The sequence below is a fragment of the Kitasatospora sp. NPDC085879 genome, assembly GCF_040686255.1.
Taxonomy (GTDB): domain Bacteria; phylum Actinomycetota; class Actinomycetes; order Streptomycetales; family Streptomycetaceae; genus Kitasatospora.
Map to the genome: position 1 here is coordinate 43558 of NZ_JBFBJZ010000017.1, position 16475 is coordinate 60032.

Genomic DNA, 16475 nt, shown 5'->3' on the forward strand with positions numbered 1-16475 from the left:
TGTCGCTCACGTCCCCGAGGGTACGCGGCGCGGCCGGACGGCCTTCTCCAGGTCGCCGAGCGCCTGCAGCATCATCTTGGCCCCCGCGCGGGCGACCGCGGTGCGGTCCTCGTACCCGGGGATGGCCGACCCCACCGGATAACCGTCCCAGCGGGCGTAGGCCTCGCGCAGCCCGGAGAAGTCGACCGTCTCGCCGATCAGCACACCGGCCGCGGCGATCGCGGTGGCGTACTTGAGCTCCTCGGCGAAGTCGGCGGCGCCGGGGACGCGCGGGCTGTCGCGGCCCGGCAGGTGGGCCTCCAGCAGGACCGCGCTGCGGGCGAGGAGTCCGACCGCGGTGCGGGCCTTGTCGAGCTGCTTGCGGCTGATCTCGGGCAGCCGGTCGGCGTGCTTCACGGGCTCGGCGTCGGCCCGTTCGATCGCCTCCAGCAGCTCGGCGCGGGCCTCCCGGGAGTCGAGCAGGGCGTCCCGCACCCCTCGGTCGTCGCGGCCCGCCGGGTCGCCGTACGCCTCGAGCACGGCCGCCCCGTAGCGGCCGGCCGCGGCGATCCACTCGGCGAGCCGTTCGGCGAGCCGCGCGGTCTGCCAGGTCGGGAAGAGCGCGTAGGCGCCGAGGGCGATGGCGCCGCCGAGCAGGGTGAGCAGGACGCGCTCCACCGCGGTCTCCAGTGGGTCGGCCTGCAGGCCGAGCAGGAACACCACGTAGGAGGAGACGCAGGCGGTGGTGAACGCGTAGCCGGTGCGGATGGTCAGGTAGGCGCCGCAGATGCACACCACGGCGAGGGCGGTGGAGAGCCAGGCGCCCGGGTGCAGCAGCTGGACGACCGCGGTGGTGACGACCACCCCGGCGACGGTGCCGGCGAGCCGGGCCACCCCGCGGCTGAAGGTCTGCGCGAAGTCTGGGCGCATCACCATGGCGGCGGTCAGCGGCGCCCAGTAGCCGTGGTGCAGCCCCAGCGGGCGGGCCGCCAGGTAGGAGAGGGTGACCACGCCGGACATCCGGACGGCGTGCTGGAAGACCGCGGAGCGCGGCTGCAGCTGCCGCCGGACGGTCTGGAAGCCGACCGGCACGATCTTCACCAGCGAGGGGCGGCGCAGCTGCGGGGCGGTCTGGACGACGGAGCGGTCCTGCCGGTCGAGCGCGCCGGCCGCCTTGGAGAGCTGGGAGGCGAGCCGTTTGGCGGCGCGGCGGGCGGCACCGGTCAGCTCGGGGCTCTCGGCGGCCTCGGCGAGGGTGAGCGCGGGGGTGGTGCTCGGCGGCCGGACGGCCTCGCCGGCCCGGACGGCGGCGGCGACGGCGTCCAGGAACTCGGCCGCGGCGGCGAGGATCTCACGGGCCAGGTCGCGTCCGGGCCCGTCGGCGGGGGCGCCGACCGCCGGGTCGGCGAGGGCGGCGAGGGTGGGCCTGATGTGCTCGGCGACGGCCCGCAGGCCGCGCATCTCGGGCGGGCGGTGCCGGGCCTGCCAGTTCGTCAGCGCGCCGGCCCGGCGGGCGGTCATGAAGGGCTCGGGGTCGATGCCGGCGACCGGGTCGTAGCGCAGCCGGCGGGCGTAGTCGCCGAGTTCGGCGTAGGTGTCGGCGAGGGCGTCGCGGTGGCCGCGCCAGCGGTCGACCGGCCAGAGCAGGGTGACCAGGGCCTGGACGGCGCCGCCGAGCGCGCAGAGCAGGCCGTGGCCGAGCGCGGTGATCAGGCTGACGGGCAGTTGGACGACGACCAGCATCACGGAGATGGTGGTGGCGGCGACGGTGCCGCCGGTCGGGCCGACGGCCCAGATCATCCCGGCGGCGAAGGACCAGACGGCGAGCAGCACCGGGAAGGCACCGGGGACGCCGACGGCGGCGTAGCCGAGGAAGGTGCTGATGCCGAGGCCGAGGCCGGCGCCGACGGCGATCGAGGCGCGCGGGCGGAAGGTCCGCTGGAAGGTCGCGGTACCGGCGATGAAGCCGCCCATCGCGGCGGACGTGGCCGGGCCGGTACCGGCCACCGCCAGGACCGGGAAGACGACCAGGGCGACGGCGAGTGCCCCGCGCACGGCCCGCCGCGGGTCCGAGAGTTCACGGGCCGGTACCAGTCCGGCCTTCGCGGTCTCCCGAAGTGCGACGGACCAGGGCATACCGGGCAGTCTAGGGCGCCGGCGGCCGCGCGGCCGGGAGGCGTACGTCGGCCCGGAGCCGCCCGGCACCCCGGCGGGCGAGGGCGCCCAGCCGCAGCAGGAAGCCGGTGGGCAGGAAGACCGCGTCGGCGGCGATCATCGCCAGTGAGAAGAACGGCAGGCCCAGCACGAGCGCGATCGCGGAGTGCTCTGCGATCATCAGCGCCAGCAGGACGTTCTTCAGGCGCCGGTTGAACAGCGTGAACGGGAAGGCGACCTGGACGATCACCGTGCCGTAGCTGAGCGCGAAGGTGATCAGCAGGCTGGAGCCGAGCAGCGCCGACAGCTCCGGCCACGGGGTGAAGTAGTCGAGGCGGAGCGGGTAGTGCAGGGCGGTGCCGTCCTGCCAGCGGGAGCCCTGCACCTTGTACCAGCCGGCGGTGGCGTAGATCAGCACCACCTGGACGGCGATGATCAGCATGCCGCAGTTGTGCAGCATGGTGACGAGCGCGTCGCGGACGGCCCGGAGTTCCCCGGTGGGGGCCGCGGCGGGCCGGCCGGCCCTGCGCCGGGCGTCCAGCGACCACACCAGCCCGGAGCGGACGAGCACCAGGTACATCGCCATCAGGTGCACCACGTTGTCGCCGCCGTCGCCGACCAGCACGTTGCGGTTCTGCAGGGAGAGCACGGTGACGGCGAACAGCACGGCGCTCGCCCGGGTGCGCCAGCCGAGCACCATCAGCACGGCGGCGGCGATCGCCAGGTGGTAGACGGTCTCGAACCACAGCCGGCCGTCCGACCAGGAGAGCACGGTGAAGGCGTGGGTGGCGGAGAGCAGCGAGTCGGAGAGCCCGGCGGACCACGGGGAGCGGTCGCCGTACAGCACCCGCCGGTTCGGCCACTCGCGGAGCAGGAAGCCGAGCCAGGCGAGACCGAAGCCGATCCGGACCACCGCCGCCTGGTGGCGGCCGAACACGGTGCCGGTGAAGGCGTCGAAGAACCGCTCGAAGCGGCCGGGCGGCGGCGCGGGCTCGGTGCGCGCCGCGCCGTCGTCCACCGGGAGGGTGGTGTCGGTCCCGCTCACAGCAGCCCCCGGTAGTCGTCCTCGTCCACCGGCCACCAGGGCAGTTCCTTGTACGGGGTGGACTCGGCGGGTTCCTCGGTGCTCCATGCGGGCGGCGGCACGGCCTTCGCGGCCGAGCGGAACTGGATCTGCAGGACGCGCTCGCCGGCGGCGGTGCGGCCGATCCGCTGCAGGGCTATCCGCTTGAGGTACTCCTCGGCGAGTTTGCCGCGCTGCCCCGGCGCGGCGCCGTCCTCCGCGGGGTGGGTGGACTCGTAGAAGTCCCAGGCGCGGCGGAGCATGTTCTGGTCGACGTGGCTGGGGGCCGGGTTGTGGCGTATCGCCGCGGCGTCCTGGGCGGTCAGGCCGATCCAGCCCTGCGTGTGCACCTCGCCGTCGTCGGCGATGGTCTGCACCCGGGCGTCGACGGTGATGTTCTGCTGCAGCGGGTTCGGCGCGAACAGCTTCCAGTTCTGCTCGAACTCGGGGTAGACGATCCCGTCCAGCTGCTGCCGGTACTCCTGGGAGAGCGCGTTGGGCGGGGCGTTGTGCAGGAACAGCACCCCGAGCAGGATCGCCGTGCCGCCGAGCATTCCCGCCCCGGAGAGGCAGAGCACGGTGAGGGCGGGGGTGGACCAGGTGCGCACGCGGTGTCCTCCCCTACGGCTGCTGCGGCACGGTTCGCCGGTCATCCTGCCGTACCGGGGCACCCGGGGGACAGGCCGGCGGCGCACCGGTACGGAACGGCGAAGGGCCCGCCGAAGCGGGCCCCGGTGCCGGGCGCGGGTACGGCAGGACGACCCGCGGTCCGGTCAGAGGACGAACGCGTCCCGGCCGTCGGTGCCGACCATCGGGCGGCCCGCGGCCTCCCAGGCGAACATGCCGCCGTCCACGTTCACCGCGTCGCGGCCCTGCGCGACGAGGTACTGGACGACCTGGGCGGAGCGGCCGCCGACCCGGCAGAGCACGTACAGCTTCCCGTCGGGCAGCTCGTCGAGCCGGGCGATCACCTGGCCGATCGGGATGTGCAGCGCGCCGGACACGTGGCCGGCGTCCCACTCGTCCTGCTCACGGACGTCGAGCAGTGCGGCGTCGGCCGGGACGGACGCGGCGTCGGTGGTGGGCAGCGCTTGCGCGAACATCGTCGGGGTCTCCTGGGAGTCGGTGCCGGGGCTGTGCGGCGAGGGGTCCTCCCCTCCATTGTGCCGACCGGCCGGCGCCGGCCCCGGCACGACGTCGTCGCCGAGCAGCCGCTCCAGCTCGGTCCGCCGGTCGGAGGCCCGGGCGAGGAGCTGCTCGGCGAGCTCCTCCAGCAGCCGCTCCGGCTCCTGCGGGGCGAGCAGCAGCAGCTCGCCCATCGGGGTCCGCTCCAGCCTGACCTGCTCGGTGGCCAGCTGGCCGATCCGCGCGGTCAGCCACTCCAGGCGGCGCAGCAGCCAGTCGGGCCGGTCGGGGGAGTCCGGGTCGGGCGCGGTCTCCGGGGCGGTCGACCACTCGTCGGCCAGCTCCTCCAGCGCACCGGCGTCGCCCTGCGCGTACGCCTCGTTGACCCGGGCGATGAAGGCGGAGCGGCGCTCCTGCTCGGCCGGGTCGGTGGTCAGGTCGGGGTGGGCGCGGCGGGCGAGGTCGCGGTAGATCCGCTGGGCCTCGCGGTCCGGCCGGACCTTCGCGGCGGCCGGCGGCTCGGGGGCCAGGCCGGCGGCGGCCGGGTCGTCCGGCTCGGCGACCCGGCTGCGGGCCTCGGCGGCACGGCGCAGCGCCTCCGGGTCGCCGGTACGGACGGCGACCGCCTCGGCGATCAGCGCGTCCAGCTCGTCGAGGCGGGCGTAGAGCGGGCCGAGCAGCTGGTGGTGGACCAGCGCGAAGTTGTCGATCTCCACCCGGAGGGTGGCGACGTCGACGTCGAGGGTCAGCCAGGCCAGCTCGGCGGCGGCCACCCGTTCCTCCAGCAGCAGCCGCTCCTGCTCGCTCCACTGGACGGGGCTCTCCGCGCTCACCAGTCCGCCTCCGCATGCACCCGGTCTCCGAGCCTGCCACCCTACCGGGGGTCCGGCACCGGCCGCCGGGCCGTCGTCCGGGTACCCCGTCCGATTGAACTCGCAGCGCACACGGGCGCTCACCCAGTGACACGCAACTGATACCGAGGAATCTCCGCGATTCGCTGTCGGAGCCGGCCCCGCACGTGCTTCATTGGACGGAACATCCGTGCTGCACCGCACGTGCGCCTGAGTGCCGCGGGGATGCCGGCGTACAAAGGACGGGACACACAGGAGCGGCCGGAGACAAGGAGCCCGTTGCGCCGCGCCGACACAGCGGCCGCTCCCGAACAGGGCGGCCAGGCGGGAGCAGACCGAATCGATGGTGGACGAGCCGAATTCCGCAGCGGCCTCGCGAGACGGCACGGGTGACCCTCCCTCCGGAGTGGTCGCCCTGCTGCGCGTCGCCGCGGTGATGGTCGACCCGGACGGCCGGATCGCCCTGTGGAACCGCGCCGCCGAGGAGCTCTTCGGCCACCGCGCCGAGGTGGCCTGCGGCCGCACCGCCTCCGGTCTGCTGCCCGCCGTCGAGCCCCGGCCGGAGACGGGTTCGCCGCGCCCGGGCGCACCGCCGCGCCGCTGTGACGCGCTGGACACCCTGGACGACCTGACCCAGCTGGACGCGGCCTGGGCCGGCGCGATGGCCGTCGTGGACCGCGAGGAGCGGCTGCGGGACGTCATCTGGTGGGCCTATCCGCTGATCGAGCCGACCGGCCGCAGCCTGCTGGCGCTGGCCGCCGACGCCCGGCCGCTGCGGGCCGGCGGCCCGCGGATAGCCCTCGGCGAGCGGCTGCTGGCGTACGCTGCGGCCCCGGCCGCCACCGGCGCCTTCCACCGGGTCTCCCCCGCCTTCGCCCCGGCCGGGCCGGGCGGCGCCGCCGCGCTGGACGGCCTGCTGCCGCGCGGCTCCGAGGACCGCCGCCGCCGGCTGCTCGGGCAGATCGCGGCGGCCGGCGTGCCCGCGCTCTGGGTCGACGCGGCGACCAGACTGCCCGTCCTCCCCTACGAGTCGGCCGGACGCGGCGCGGCCCGGATCGCCGCCGGGCTGGTGCGCCGCTACCCGACGCCGCAGCAGCGCGCCGACCGGCCGCGGGCGACCCGCCGCCCGGCCGATCCGGCACCCGGCGGGCGCCGGGCGATCGGACTGCAGGTCCTGCCCGCCGGGGCGCCACGCGGCGCCGACGACGGACGGGCGATCGGCACCACCGTGCCCGGGCAGCGCGAGTCCGGGGCGGCCACCGCGAACGGCCAGAGCCAGGGAGGCCCAGCCATCGAGTCCACCGCCAACGGCACCGCGCCCGCCCGGGCCGCCGTCGGGTCCGCTCCGCCGCAGGGCCGATCGGACGGGCCGGACGGACCACCCGCCGACACCCCCGGTGTCCCGGCCCCGCCCGCACCGCCGTCCGTGGAGGTGCTGACCGTCAGCCAGGCCGGCGAGCAGCTGGCCCTGCTGAGCGAGGTCGGCAACCGGGTCGGCACCACCCTGGACCTCGACACGACCGCCCGCGAGCTGTGCGAGGTGCTCGTCCCGCGGGTCGCCGACTTCGCCTGCGTGGACCTCCTCGACGGGCTGATCTCCGACTCGGAGCTGCCCGAGGAGCGCCCGGACGACCGCACGATGCTGCGCCGGGTGGCCCGCGCGGTGAACAGCTCCCCCGGCCACTGGGACCACGTCCTGGACGAGGGCGCGCTGCTGGCGATGCCCCGCTCGACCCCGCCGGGCCTCGCCCTGCAGGAGAACCAGCCGGTGCTGGTGCCGGTGATAGACCCGGACGTGGCGGTGGACTACGCGGCCTCGCTGGGCGGCGGCCCGGACCTCGTCCCGGTGGTGGTCGGCCGCTCGATGCTGGTGCTGCCGCTGTCCGCCCGGGGCACGGTGCTGGGCATCCTCAAGCTGCTGCGGCTGCCGGACCGGGCGCCCTTCGACAAGTCCGACGCCGCCACGCTCAAGGAGCTGGCGGCCCGGGCCGCGCTGTCGCTGGACAACGCCCGGCTGCACCGGGCGGAGTCCCGGGTGGCGACCACCCTGCAGCGCTCGATGATCCCGACCCGGCCGCCGCGGATCCCCGGGGTGCAGATCGCCCACCGCTACCTGCCGGGCGACTCGCGGGCCGAGGTCGGCGGCGACTGGTTCGACGCGATCCAGCTGCCCGGCAGCCGGGTCGCCCTGGTGGTCGGCGACGTGATGGGCCACGGCCTGCACTCGGCGGCCGCGATGGGCCGGTTCCGCACCGCCATGCAGACCCTCGCCGCGCTGGACCTGCCGCCCGGCCAGCTGCTGCGGCACCTGGACAACCTGGCCCACAAGCTGGGCGACGACCACCTGGCGACCTGCCTGTACGCGGTCTACGACCCGATCAACCGCACCTGCGAGCTGGCCAGCGCCGGGCACGTCCCGCCGGTGCTGGTGCACCCCGACGGCCGGGGCGAGCTGCTGGAGATCCCGGAGGGCGCACCGATCGGCGTCGGCGGGGTGCCGTTCGTGGCGAAGCGGATCGACGTCTCGGACGGCTCGATGCTGGTGATGTGCACCGACGGCCTGGTCGAGGTGCGCGGGGGCGACATAGGAGAGGGCCTGGCCGCGCTGTGCGGCAATCTGATCGACCCCAAGCAGACCCCGGACGAGGCCTGCGACACCGTGCTGGAGCGGCTGCACTCGGACGACCGGGCGGACGACGTCGCGCTGCTGGTCGCCCGCTTCGACGGCGTCCCGCCGAGCGAGGTGGCCACCTGGGAGCTCGCCGTCTCGGAGGACGAGGTCCGGCGGGCCCGCTCGCTGGTGCGCGGCCAGCTCGCCGCCTGGGGCCTGGACGCGCTCGACGACACGGTGGAGCTGCTGGTCAGCGAGCTGGTGACGAACGCCGTCCGGGTCGCCCGGGACCACGTGCAGCTGCAGCTGATCCGGGTCGACAAGCTGCTGGTCGAGGTCAGCGACGACAACCACAACCTGCCCTCGCTGGAGCCGGCCGGCTCGATGGACGAGCACGGCCGGGGCCTGCAGCTGGTCAGCAAGCTCGCCGAGCGCTGGGGCACCGCCCGCAAGGCGGTCGGCAAGGTCGTCTGGTTCGAGCTGCCCCTGCCCCGGAGCTGACGCACCACCGTTGAACGCCGTCGGCGGTGCTTCGGTCAGCGCACCGCTGGCAGCGCCGTCCTCGGGCCGGCCTCGGCCGCCACCGAGGCCGCCGCGCCGACGCCGGCCAGCACCCGCGGCCAGAACTGCCCGAAGACCTCCAGCGAGGCGGCGATCAGCCCGGCCGTCAGGACGGCCACGACATGCTCCAGCCCGGCGAGGTTCGGCAGCAGAACGGCCTCGACGACCATCGCCAGCACCACCGCACCGCCCGTCCACCAGGCGCGGCAGCGGATCGCCACGCAGACCGCGAGCGCCACCACGGCCGCGGACGGGCCGGTGTCCCGGACGTGCGCCACCCAGCCGGGGAAGCCGAAGAGGTGGTCGGGGCCGAGCTCCACGCCGATCCGGGCGAACAGCGTGCCGGCCAGGGTGCAGGCGTAGGCGACCGCCAGGGTGAGCCGCCGCCCGAGGACGATCTCGGCGATCCCGAAGACCAGGAAGACCTGGACGAGAGCCCCCCACACCGGCAGGTCCAGCGCGGGCACGTACAGCGAGAGCGGTGTCCGCAGCAGCGAGACCCCGAGCGGCAGTGCGGCCCGTACGACGCCGAGCTGGGTGACCAGCCGTTCCCCGCCCGGCAGGTGCTGGACGACGGAGAAGGCCAGCACCAGCACGGTGGCCGCGGTGGCCAGGGGCACGGAGGCGAACCGGTGCAGGCGCAGGTGCCCGCGGACGATTCCGACCAGCGTGCCCCATTCCGCCGCCGCGACCCGGACCGCCACCGGTCCGAGGCCTCGGCGCACGCCCCCCGCGCCAACCGTCCGCTCCACCGCTGAATCTCCCCGTCCGTCTTCCGGCCGGGCACCCCCGCGCCCCACCGAGCAATTCCCGGGACATTTCCCGGACGGCCAGGGTTTCTCCTGCCGATACATCCACGGTAGGCAATGGATAAACAGGGGTCGTCAGCTTGCGAGGCGAATCGCGGATCATCCTCAGGTCGGAGGGGGGCAACCGCCCGACGGCAGTCGCACCCCCCGATCGGCGGTGGCCCTCCGCCCCCCGGCGGAGGGACTACCCCTACCCGTCCCGCTCCGCCGCCGACCCCCCGCCGGGCAGCGCCTGCGCGGCGGCCCGGACATGACGGCGACGGAACAGGACGGGGAGACTCGGCACCGTGATGAAACCCTCGGCGCGCGCACTGGCGATACCGATCCGCGGAATCTCGCTGCTCTTCTCGAAGAGCAGATAGCGCGGCTCCCAGATCGGCCGGTATTTCGCATTTGCCCGGTACAGCGATTCGATCTGCCACCAGCGGGAGAAGAATCCCAGGACGGAACGCCACAGCCGCAGGATCGGTCCGGCACCCAGCTTCGATCCGCGCTCGAACACCGAGCGGAACATCGCGAAGTTCAGCGAGACCCGCTCCAGCGCGACCTCGTCGGCCCGCTGCAGCAGCTCGATCACCATGAACTCCATCAGGCCGTTCTCGCTGTCGCGGTCCCGGCGCATCAGGTCCAGCGAGAGGCCGTTGCGGCCCCACGGCACGAAGCTCAGCAGCGCCCGCAGCTCGCCGTCACCGTCGTGGCACTCGAGCATCACGCAGCGGCCGTCGTCCGGGTCGCCGAGCCGGCCGAGCGCCATCGAGAAGCCCCGCTCGGTCTGGCCGTCCCGCCAGTGGTCGGCCCTGTCCAGCAGCTCGGCCATCTCCGGGTCCGGGATGTCCTCGTGCCGCCGGATCCGCACGGTGTACCCGGCCCGCTTGACCCGGTTGTACGCCTGCCGGACGACCCGCATCGCCCGCCCGTCCAGCGAGAACTCGTCGACCTCGACGATCGCCTCGTCGCCGAGCTCCAGCGCGTCCAGGCCGTGCCGGGCGTAGATCACACCGGCCTCCTCGGAGGCGCCCATCACGGCCGGCACCCAGGCGTGCTCCCGGGCCTCCTCCAGCCAGGCGTCGATCGCCCCCGGCCAGGCCTCCGGATCGCCGATCGGATCGCCCGAGGCCAGCGAGACACCGCCCAGCACCCGGTAGGCGACCGCCGCCTTGCCGGACGGCGAGAAGATCACCGCCTTGTCCCGGCGCAGCGCGAAGTAGCCGAGCGAGTCCCGCTCGCCCTGCCGCTCCAGCAGCTCGCGCAGCCGGACCTCGTCCTCCACGGTCAGCAGCTCCTGGCCGCGCGGGCTGCGGAAGGCCAGGTACAGCACCAGCAGGAAGAGCACCGCCCCCATGGCGTTGATGAAGGCGTTGACCCAGGTCGGTACGGCGATCTCGTCCGCCAGCCGGCCGGACGGGGTGATCGTCACCATCCGGGCCACGGCGTAGCCGAACCGGGTGCCGAACTCCGCGCCGCCGTGCACCGTGTTGGTGAACTGCACCAGCGTCGCGCCGACGATCCCGCCGAACAGCAGGCCGCCGATGAAGGTCGCCACCCCGGTCTTGGGGTTGGAGCGGTCTCCCTTGGAGGTGAACTCGCGGCGGCCGAGCAGCAGCGCGAGGAAGAAGCCCACCGTCAGCACGGTGGAGAACCAGTTGATCGGGTGGTCGGCGAAGCGGCTGTCCGGCACCAGCATCAGCAGCAGGTACAGCACCGAGAAGAGCCCGGACACCACCGCGTTGAAGATCCACGCGGCCCGCTTGCGCCGCCGCATCGCGACCGCGAGGAACAGCGACAGCAGCACCGTCGTCAGACCGGCCGTCAGCAGGTACGGGGTGAAGTACTCGCCCTCGTTGTGCTCCTGCACCTGGTCCCGGAACGGCACGGCGAGCACCGCGACCAGGTTCAGCAGGGCCAGCAGCCGCAGGTACCAGACCGTCGCCGCGGCGGCGCGCGGCCGCCAGCGGGCGAGCAGCCCGGCCAAGGCTCCGAAATGCGCGGGAACGGCGGTGGGCGCCGGCTTCACAGTGGACACAGCTCCAATTCCAGACGATCAACGTAGGGGACGCATCCGTACGACACCCGGGGAGGGACGGAGCGGCCCGCACACCCGGTCTCCGAGCGGCCAGGGCCCACAGGGGGCTCCGTGTTCCATGGTTCCCCACCCCGGATGAGAATTGCGTGAATCCGGTAGCGGATTCCGACCCCCGCCGAACGGCGGGGGTGCCCACCCCGCCGGTGGACCGGATCACGGCCCGCCGACCCCTAGGCTCGAAGACGAGCCGCGCACGCCCGAGGAGAGCCATGCCACCGATCCGCGTCCTGATCGTGGACGACGAGGTCCTCGTCCGCTCGGGCCTCGGCCTGATCGTGGGTTCCGCCCCCGACCTGGAGGTGGTCGGCGGCTGCTCCGGCGGCCAGGCCGAGCAGCAGGCCGTGGAGCTGCGCCCGCAGGTCGTCCTGCTCGACATCCGGATGCCCGACCTGGACGGCATCAGCGTGCTGCGCCGGCTGCGCGCGCTGCCCGACCCGCCGGCCGTGGCCATGCTCACCACCTTCGACACCGACGAGTACATCGGCACCGCCCTGCGGGCCGGCGCCGCGGGCTTCCTGCTGAAGGACACCGCGCCCGAGCAACTGGTGCACGCCGTGCGGGTGCTGGCCGCGGGCGGCAGCATGCTGTCGCCCACCGTCGCGCGCACCGTCATCAACGGCTACGTCGAGGGCGGCGGCCCCGACGCGGACGCCACCGCGCTCGCCCGCCAGCTCACCACCCGCGAGCTCGACGTGCTCGCCCTGCTCGGCGAGGGCCTCTCCAACGCGGAGATCGCCGACCGCCTCTACCTGGGCACCGGCACCGTCAAGGACCACATCAGCGCGATCCTCGCCAAGCTCGGCGCGGCCAACCGCGTCCAGGCCGCCGTGGTCGCGCACCGCGCCGGCCTGGTCCGCGCCCAGGGGAACCCGGGCGCATGACCGGCCACAGAGCACTGCCCGCCTGGTGCACCGCGACCTGGCTGATGCTGCTGCTGCCGGTGCTGGTCTCGCTCGTCGACGCCGCCCTGGTCTCCAAGGGCGCCCACTGGTGGGAGGCCGCGCTCTCGGTGCTCGCCGCACTCGCCCTGCTGCTGCGCCGCCGCCTCCCGGTGACGGTGCTGCTGCTGACCCTGCCCGGCGCGTTCGTCAACTACATCTGGCTGGCACCGATGACCGCCGTGTACTCGGTCGCCGCGCAGCGGGCGGCGCTCCGGGTCACCGCGGCCTGCGCCACCGCCTTCGCCCTCGTCGAGTTCTTCCACTGGCCGCTCGCCGACCACCCGCTCGCCCTGGACCGGGACAACGCGCTGTACGCGATCCAGTGCGTGATGCTCGCCGCCGGGCCCGCCGCACTCGGCCTGCTCGCCCGTACCCGGCGCGAACTCGCCCACCGGCTCGACGAACTCACCCGCGGCCAGCAGCGCGAGAGCCGGCTTCTCGCCGAGCGGGTGCTGGCCACCGAGCGGGCCCGGCTGGCCCGGGAGATGCACGACGTGGTCTCCCACCAGGTCAGCCTGATCTCCATCCAGGCCGGGGCGCTCCAGGTGTCCACGGGCGACCCGGCCGCCAAGGACACCGCCTCGACGATTCGCGAGCTGGCCGTCCGCACCCTGCAGGAGCTCCGTCAGATGGTCGGCGTGCTGCGCGCCGCCGGCGTCGAGCCCACCGAGCCGCTGGCCCCGCAGCCGCGGCTGGCCGACCTGCCGAAACTGATCGACGGCAGCGGGCTGCCGGTGACCACCGACCTCTCCACCGGCGGCTGGCAGTGGCCGGAGGCGGTGGAGCGGGCCGCGTACCGGACGGTCCAGGAGGCGCTGACCAACATCACCAAGTACGCGCCCGGCGCCGCGGTGACCGTCCGGGTGGCGGGCGGCGGCCACCGGCTGCTGGTCGAGGTGCGCAACGCCCCGCCGCCGGCCCGCGCCACCGACCTGCCCACGCTGCCCGGTGGCGGCCACGGCCTGGTCGGCCTGCGCGAACGCGCCCAGCTGCTCGGCGGCACCCTGGTGGCCGGCCCCACCGCGGACGGCGGCTTCACCGTCCGCGCCGCCCTGCCGGCCGCGGCTGACTGACCCCGGGTCCTGCCGGGGCGAGAAACGAGGGCGGCGCCCTCCCCGCGAGGGGAGGGCGCCGCCCGTCTGCGTCACCGACCGGGAGGTCAGTTGGCGCTGTAGTAGCCGAACAGGTCGACGATCACGTTCGCCGAGCCGGGGCTGGTCAGCGCCAGGTCGACCACACCGTTGTTGACCGGGACGGTCACCAGGTTGGCGATCGTCTGGCCCTTGGTGTCCCAGTTCAGGTTCGAGGAACCCGGACGGGTGGTGTTGCCGGGCCACGCGTTGAGGTAGCCGCTCGAGGTGGTGTCGGTCACCGTGACGTTCAGCACGACCGAGGTGGCCGACGCCAGCGCGCCGCCGTCGTTCAGCGACAGGTGGACCACCTTGCCGTTGGTGAGCGCGGCCGGAGCCGGCGCACCCTTGCCGGAACGGGTGTCCATCAGGCGCTTCGGACCGGCGTTGTGGAACTTGCCGCCGGAGGCGTCCTTGGTGAAGTAGCCGAACACGTCGGCGAGGACGTCGATCGAGGCCGAGGCACCGTTGTAGATGCTGACCTTGCCGTCGGCGCCGACCGGCACGACGACCAGGTTCGGCACGGTCTGGCCCTTGACCCAGTTCAGGTTGGACGAGCTGGGACGGGTCTCACCGGCCGGCCAGACCGTCAGGTAGCCGCCGTTGTCGGTACCGGTGACGGTGGTGTTCAGCACGACCGCGGTCACGCCGCTGCCCGGGATCTGGAGGTCCAGGGTCTGCTTGCCGCCGAGCTTGGCCTGGGGAGCGCCGGTGCCGTAGCGGGTGTCGAGCAGACGGCTGGGGCCGGCCGGGGTCAGCGTGGAGCCGTTGGCGTCGGCCGAGTAGTAGCCGAACACATCGGCGACGAGGTCGACCGAGCCGGACCAGCCGCCGTTGAAGAGGCTGACCTTGCCGTCGGCGCCGACCGGGACGGTGACCAGGTTCGGCACGTCACGGCCCGCGGACCAGTTCAGGTTGGACGAGTCCGGCCGCGCCTTGCCCGAGGGCCAGGCGGTCAGGTAACCGGCGGCCGTCGTGCCCGCCACGGTGACGTTCAGCACGACCGCGTTGACGCCCGAGGCCGGGACACCGCCGCGACCGGCGACCTGCAGGTTGAGCGTGCCGCGGGCGGGAACCTTGGCGGTGGGGGCACCGGTGCCGAAGCGGGTGTCGAGCAGACGGTCCGGCGACACCGGGTTGTAGGTGCCGGCCGGCTGCGAGGGCAGCTGCTGGCACAGCGCCGCCATGACCGCCTTGCCCTTCGGCGAGCCGAGGCCGGTGGCCAGGTCGTAGCCCGCGAGCGCGGAGTACTTGCCGGAGGCGCTGACGTCGTTGTTGCCCAGGGTGACGTCGTTGAACACCGAGCTGTCGAGCTTGCGCAGGATCGGGTTCAGGTAGCCGACCGGGCCGTTGGCGGCGCAGTCGGTCGACGAGTTGGCCAGCGCGACCAGGGCCGCCCAGAGCGGGGCCGCGGCGCTGGTGCCGCCGTAGACGTTCGCCCAGAGGCTGTTGTTGGCGTCGTAGTTGGTGAAGATCAGGTAGCCGGTGGCCGGGTCGGCGAGCGCCGACACGTCCGGAACCTGGCGGCAGGACTGGCCGGCCGCGGCACCGCAGACGTTCGCGTACTCGGCGGCGTGCTGGGCGTTCCAGGCGAAGTCGGTGTCGCTCAGCGCCCAGCGGGTGGAGAGACCGCCACCGCCGGAGCCGCCGTTGCGGTTCCACACCGAGATCGGGCCGGGGTAGGTGCCCAGGCCGGTGTGCGAGGTGCCGCCGATACCGGTCACGTAGGGCTGCGAGGCCGGGCTGTCGGTGCTGAGCACGTTGTCGTTGCCGAGGCCGGAGCCGCGGCAGTCGGTCGAGCCGGCGTCACCGGCGGCGGCGACCACGGACTGCCCCTGGGCAGCGGCCTGCTGCAGGACCAGGTTCAGCGCGTTCTCGCGGCCGGAGTCGCGCTCCGCCTCGCAACGGCCCCAGCTGATCGAGACCACCTGAGCGCGGTTGTCGTTGACGATCTTCTGGTAGGTGTCGTAGACACCCTGGGCGGTGTTGGGGCCCTGGTAGACAAGGATCGAGGCACCGGGCGCCAGGGACGCGATGGTGTCCACGTCGAGCGCGGTCTCGCCGCCCTCGCCGTTCTGGTAGTCCGGAGCCTGGTTGACGAAGCCGTCCACCGAGACGTTGGAGACCGAGGTCTTGGTGCCGTTGCAGGCCTGCCAGGCGGCGGCCGCGCGGGTGTCGTAGTTCTCCAGCGACAGGATCGCGATGGTGGAACCCGAGGCGCCGTCGGCTATGCCGTTCAGGTTGTAGGCCTGGGCGAGCGCCCCGGAGCTGTAGTAGTCCCGGCCGTCCACCATGTTGTTGGACGAGAGGATGTTCTTCCAGTCGGCGCAGAGCTGCGGGCTGGCGCCGATGTTGCGCGCCTGCTCCGAGCCGGCCGCCGAACCCTTGATCGCGGCCTTGGACTTGACCACCGAACGCGGCTTGTACGTCGAGGTGGTGTCCAGGCCGACGACGCCGGCGATCCGGCCGGCCAGGTCGCCCCGGACCGACGGGGCCTGGGTGTTGGCGTAGGTGGCGGTGCCGTCCGCCAGCTTGTAGCCGGCGAAGTCGGTGTCGAAGGCCTTCTTCGCCTCGGCGACGGTCGCCTTGACCGGGATGGTCAGGCCGTTGGCGCCGAGCTCGCCCGGGTGCAGGCCGGCAGCGGTGAGCGCCGCGCGGACGCTCGCCACGGTCGCCGGGTCGGCGCCGAAGCGCTTCCCGAACTCACCGGTGCCCAGGTAGTGCTTGTACAGCGGGGAGCCGGGGGTGGAGACGGCGCTGACGAACGCGGTCAGCGCGACCTGGTCCTTCGGCTGCAGGGTGATGCTGAGGTCGAGCTCGGTGCTGTCGGCCGGTGCGGCCGTCTTCACGGCGTCCTTCGGCGCGACGGGCGCGGAACCGATGCGCTTGGGCGCGATCGACTCCGCCTGGGCGGTCGCGAGGACAGGCAGGCCGGCCCCCGTGACCAGGGCGGCGGTGGTGACGGCGAGGGTGGTCGCACGTCCTGCCGCCCGCATTCGCGTCCTGGTCGGACCCGATGGGTCGAGCATCCGCGTTCTCCTTGGGATGACAATGCGGCGGATATGGGCGGAATTCCGGACAGAACGGCGGGCACGGCAAAAGAACAAGAAGCCGGCACAGCCGCGTCAGCGGCGCGCTCCCGGCTGATCCCCCACGTGCAACCCCCCG

The 16475-nt window shown here is 73.9% G+C and carries 10 protein-coding genes; 3 read left to right on the forward strand and 7 right to left on the reverse strand.

The features are described from left to right. Positions 1-6 precede the first annotated feature (6 nt). The 4 genes from AB0P35_RS15555 to AB0P35_RS15570 all read right to left on the reverse strand — a co-directional run bounded on the left by AB0P35_RS15555 (position 7) and on the right by AB0P35_RS15570 (position 5154). Complete coding sequence (locus AB0P35_RS15555; RefSeq protein WP_363510938.1) at positions 7-2115, reverse strand: FUSC family protein; 2109 nt, start codon at positions 2113-2115, stop codon at positions 7-9. Positions 2116-2125: 10 nt separating this feature from the next. Then, positions 2126-3070 (reverse strand): HTTM domain-containing protein, encoded by a 945-nt coding sequence (locus AB0P35_RS15560; RefSeq protein ID WP_257019293.1) that lies wholly within the window; start codon positions 3068-3070, stop codon positions 2126-2128. Between the two features lie 104 nt (positions 3071-3174). Continuing rightward, positions 3175-3804, reverse strand: coding sequence for a DUF5819 family protein (locus AB0P35_RS15565; protein WP_363510941.1), 630 nt, complete (start codon positions 3802-3804; stop codon positions 3175-3177). A gap of 165 nt (positions 3805-3969) precedes the next feature. Further along, positions 3970-5154 (reverse strand): rhodanese-like domain-containing protein, encoded by a 1185-nt coding sequence (locus AB0P35_RS15570; RefSeq protein ID WP_179419418.1) that lies wholly within the window; start codon positions 5152-5154, stop codon positions 3970-3972. Between the two features lie 424 nt (positions 5155-5578). Here AB0P35_RS15570 and AB0P35_RS15575 point away from each other — a divergent pair, with 424 nt between their 5' ends. Beyond that, positions 5579-8284 carry a SpoIIE family protein phosphatase gene (locus AB0P35_RS15575; RefSeq protein WP_363510944.1) on the forward strand — a complete coding sequence of 902 codons (2706 nt, stop codon included), beginning with the start codon at positions 5579-5581 and terminating at the stop codon, positions 8282-8284. A 35-nt stretch (positions 8285-8319) separates the two neighbouring features. Here the strand turns inward: AB0P35_RS15575 and AB0P35_RS15580 are convergent, their stop codons facing one another. Together AB0P35_RS15580 and AB0P35_RS15585 are read right to left on the reverse strand one after the other, a co-directional pair. Next, positions 8320-9096, reverse strand: a complete 777-nt coding sequence (locus tag AB0P35_RS15580) for a hypothetical protein (protein ID WP_179419419.1) — start codon at positions 9094-9096, stop codon at positions 8320-8322. A gap of 247 nt (positions 9097-9343) precedes the next feature. Beyond that, the gene (locus AB0P35_RS15585) at positions 9344-11125 is read right to left on the reverse strand and encodes a phosphatidylglycerol lysyltransferase domain-containing protein (RefSeq protein WP_363511049.1); all 1782 of its coding nucleotides are present in this window, start codon (positions 11123-11125) and stop codon (positions 9344-9346) included. 320 nt (positions 11126-11445) lie between these two features. Between AB0P35_RS15585 and AB0P35_RS15590 the strand changes: the two genes are divergently transcribed. Next, positions 11446-12117, forward strand: a complete 672-nt coding sequence (locus tag AB0P35_RS15590; RefSeq protein WP_095873820.1) for a response regulator transcription factor — start codon at positions 11446-11448, stop codon at positions 12115-12117. Beyond that, positions 12114-13250 carry a histidine kinase gene (locus tag AB0P35_RS15595; protein WP_363510949.1) on the forward strand — a complete coding sequence of 379 codons (1137 nt, stop codon included), beginning with the start codon at positions 12114-12116 and terminating at the stop codon, positions 13248-13250. The genes AB0P35_RS15590 and AB0P35_RS15595 overlap by 4 nt, the downstream gene beginning before the upstream one ends. Positions 13251-13336: 86 nt before the next feature. Here AB0P35_RS15595 and AB0P35_RS15600 read toward each other — a convergent pair whose 3' ends face one another. Continuing rightward, a complete protein-coding gene (locus tag AB0P35_RS15600; RefSeq protein WP_363510952.1) occupies positions 13337-16336 on the reverse strand; it encodes a S53 family peptidase in 3000 nt (999 codons plus the stop codon). Positions 16337-16475 lie beyond the last annotated feature (139 nt).

Excerpts from the sequence above, each read along its gene's own strand:
- AB0P35_RS15595 (WP_363510949.1), top strand. The coding sequence starts at position 12,114 with ATGACCGGCCACAGAGCACTGCCCGCCTGGTGCACCGCGACCTGGCTG.
- AB0P35_RS15555 (WP_363510938.1), bottom strand. The coding sequence starts at position 2,115 with ATGCCCTGGTCCGTCGCACTTCGGGAGACCGCGAAGGCCGGACTGGTA.
- AB0P35_RS15600 (WP_363510952.1), bottom strand. The coding sequence starts at position 16,336 with ATGCTCGACCCATCGGGTCCGACCAGGACGCGAATGCGGGCGGCAGGA.
- AB0P35_RS15590 (WP_095873820.1), top strand. The coding sequence starts at position 11,446 with ATGCCACCGATCCGCGTCCTGATCGTGGACGACGAGGTCCTCGTCCGC.